At 46.4% G+C, this 2,880-nt stretch carries 4 protein-coding genes; all 4 read right to left on the reverse strand.

What is annotated here, in order from left to right:
* Positions 1-103: 103 nt before the first annotated feature.
* The 4 genes from J4F31_12325 to J4F31_12340 are packed head-to-tail and all read right to left on the reverse strand — an operon-like array spanning position 104 to position 1,966.
* Positions 104-457: a hypothetical protein gene (locus J4F31_12325; GenBank protein MCE2497338.1), complete on the reverse strand. Its 354-nt coding sequence runs from the start codon at positions 455-457 to the stop codon at positions 104-106.
* 57 nt (positions 458-514) lie between these two features.
* Positions 515-808 (reverse strand): methyltransferase, encoded by a 294-nt coding sequence (locus J4F31_12330; GenBank protein ID MCE2497339.1) that lies wholly within the window; start codon positions 806-808, stop codon positions 515-517.
* On the reverse strand, positions 808-1,368 hold the full coding sequence (gene rimM, locus J4F31_12335) for a 16S rRNA processing protein RimM (GenBank protein MCE2497340.1): 561 nt from the start codon (positions 1,366-1,368) through the stop codon (positions 808-810). The genes J4F31_12330 and rimM overlap by 1 nt, the downstream gene beginning before the upstream one ends.
* Positions 1,361-1,966: a 30S ribosomal protein S16 gene (locus tag J4F31_12340; GenBank protein ID MCE2497341.1), complete on the reverse strand. Its 606-nt coding sequence runs from the start codon at positions 1,964-1,966 to the stop codon at positions 1,361-1,363. Before J4F31_12340 ends, rimM begins: the two co-directional genes overlap by 8 nt.
* Positions 1,967-2,880: the final 914 nt, after the last annotated feature.

Consider the following 2,880-nt stretch of genomic DNA (forward strand, 5'->3'; position numbering starts at 1 on the left):
TTTGTAATCGCTGAGTTTGCTATATTTTACAGGCATTACAGAACAAATCTATCCAATTGTTCTGGTCTTAAGCCTTAAGAATTCAGCTCTCCGCTCTATTCAACTATAAGTAGAACTCCCGCGTCAGCTCTGCGTATTCCGGGCTCCAACGCCCATTATCGCCATACACGGAAAAGGAGTTCCATTCCGAAGTTCTTTCTTCCTTAGACCACTGGATCAGCATGCGAATTGGCAGTGCGCTCGGCTTTCCGCTGACCTCTGTTCGTCGCCACAGGAACCATCCGGTCTGGCTAGCTAGATTCAGGACTTCTTGAAGGCGTTCACTGGGTATCACGATCGCCAAACTACCTCGGGCCGATGTTCGGGCATACGCCAGTGAGATCAAATCTGCCAAGCTCAGACTAACTTCCTGTCGCGCTTGCTTTCGTTCGCCCTGAGCCATTCGGTCATTTGCCATAAAATATGGCGGATTACTAACGATCAGATCAACGGACTCATTACCGCGATCGCTTTTTCAATCGCCACAAATACAGCGACAGCGATCGCCCCAGAGACTTTGGGTCATGTTTTTTTGGCCCTCGCGGGCCGATGCTTGATCGATCTCGTATCCTACGACCTCGACGAGAGGTTCGCGTTGAGCCATCATTAGCACTATGATGCCCGTACCAGATCCGACATCTTCGACAATTCTGGCGTCGGTAAATGGCAGCTTGGTCCATGAACCCAGCAATATGGCATCGGTCACCACTTTCATGGCAGAGGCGACATGTTCAATATTGAATTTCTTGAACCTGAAAACCCCCGACATCAGTCTCGATCGGGCTCTTCATCCTTACCCGGACCGCTGATGTACAGGTCGATCAGTCCTTCGGGAGTTCGGACGGTCATTTGCTTTGCTTCTCGATTCAGGGCAATGATCCACTCGTCGATCACGGGTATCAGTACCTCTTTTCCTTTTCGATCAATCACCAGGAGGTCTTGGGCGTTGCCTTCGCGCACCTGGGTAATGGTTCCGACCGAACCAAAAACTTCGTCCAGAACTTCGAATCCGACCACCTCGTGATAGTAGAAATCGGTTCCTTCGAGATCCGGCAAAATGTTGAGTGGTAGATATAGCTCAGACCCGACCACGCGATCGGCGGCTTCTTCGGTGTCCACGCCTTCGAGATGAGCGCGAACGAATCCTTTGTCTTCGAGTATGTAGGTATCAAAAAAGAAAGGAACGAGTCCGGTCTTGGTTTCGACCAGTACTGATTCCAATTCTGAATACTCTTCCGGGTAGTCGACGTCGAACCGAAGCTTCAGGTCGCCTTTGAACCCGTTTTTTTTGATGATCCTACCGAAGTAGAAACAGTCATCCTTACGCATCTTTCTTCTCTGCGTCGGCGTCAGCATCAGCTTCAGCAGCTGGCTCTTCAGTCTTTTCTTCAGCAGCAGGAGCTTCTTCAGCAGCAGCTTCCTCGGCTGGAGCCTCTTCAGTAGCGGCCTCCTCAGCAGCGGCTTTAGCTTCGGCCGCAGCCTTAGCTTCTGCTTCTGCTTCTTCTTTGCGTTTTGCAGCTTCAGCGTCGCGTTGCGCTTTTATAGCGTCTTGCTTAGCCTTTCGCTGTGCATCCGCTTTAGCCGTGATCTTTCCTTCTTTCTCGGCTTTCCACGCTTCAAAACGCTCTTCAGCTTGCTCTTCGGTCAAAGCGCCTTTCTTAACGCCTTCCAACAAGTGCTTGCGAAGCAGAATACCTTTGTAAGAAAGAATCGCACGCGCTGTATCGGTTGGCTGTGCACCCTTCATTACCCAACTCAAGGCCGACTCATCATTGAGGTCGATGGTAGCAGGGTTAGTGCTTGGGTTATACACTCCTAATTTCTCGATAAAGCGACCGTCACGCTTAGAGCGCTGGTCAGCTACTACGATGTGAAAGATCGGAGCGCCCTTGCGACCGTGGCGTTGTAAACGAATTCTTGCAGACATATGGTTAGATTTTGGGGAACCCGTCCCCCGTTACTAAAATTTTGAGCGTGCAAATATCGGAATTTTAATTCTTAATTCGGAATTTTTAATTCTTAATTTTTAGGAGCTAAAAGTTTAGAGTTCAAAGTTTAAAGAAATTTGTAGATGGACAATAGGACAAAACCTCATTACGGATCGTCTATTTATGGACGACTGTGGTTTGTGTGCAAGGGCAGGCGTCTTGCGGATAAGTCAACAAGATATGAAAGCTCATTAGTTTTGATCAGGGCTTCTGAGTAGGAGAGCAAGAGCGCTGGGCTTTGCGTGCTGTTTGCAATTGTTATCTATCGAATAGGAAAACTTACCTAAGGGGTCTCGCTGCTGCATTTCATCTTTAAAAATCTGAGCAGAGATTGAGTCACCCTTCGAAACTTGCTCGAGATAGCTTTCAAATATTACCTCGTTAGATTCGAATTGACATCCATAATAAGGGTTCTCAATGTACTCATTAGTTCCTAGTGCCATGAAGTAGCTAGTGAAATTCATAGCTACGGAATCAGGGTTTATGTCCGGAGAAGCTTGGCCAAAGTCGTAGGAGAACCCAAATGAAATTCTTATATGAAGACTAGTAGGAACATCATTTTCCAATTGTTCTTTGTTAAGGAAATCACACTGAAAATATCCTTTCGAAAACTTGAATCGGGCTGATTATTGAAATCAACGAGAATAGTGTCGGGATAAATAGAAATCTCAATTAGTGCGATAGCTTGCGAACAGTTCTTTACTTAGTCGGTAAACTTCCCCAAAAACGAGACAGTTTAAAAGCATAATTTTAATTCTTAAGGCATAAGACCATAACAATTGGATAGATTTGTTCTGTAATGCCTGTAAAATATAGCAAACTCAGCGATTACAAAATCAAAAAAATAGTGAAG

The organism is Flavobacteriales bacterium (assembly GCA_021296215.1).
In the GTDB taxonomy this organism is placed as follows: Bacteria; Bacteroidota; Bacteroidia; order Flavobacteriales; family ECT2AJA-044; genus ECT2AJA-044.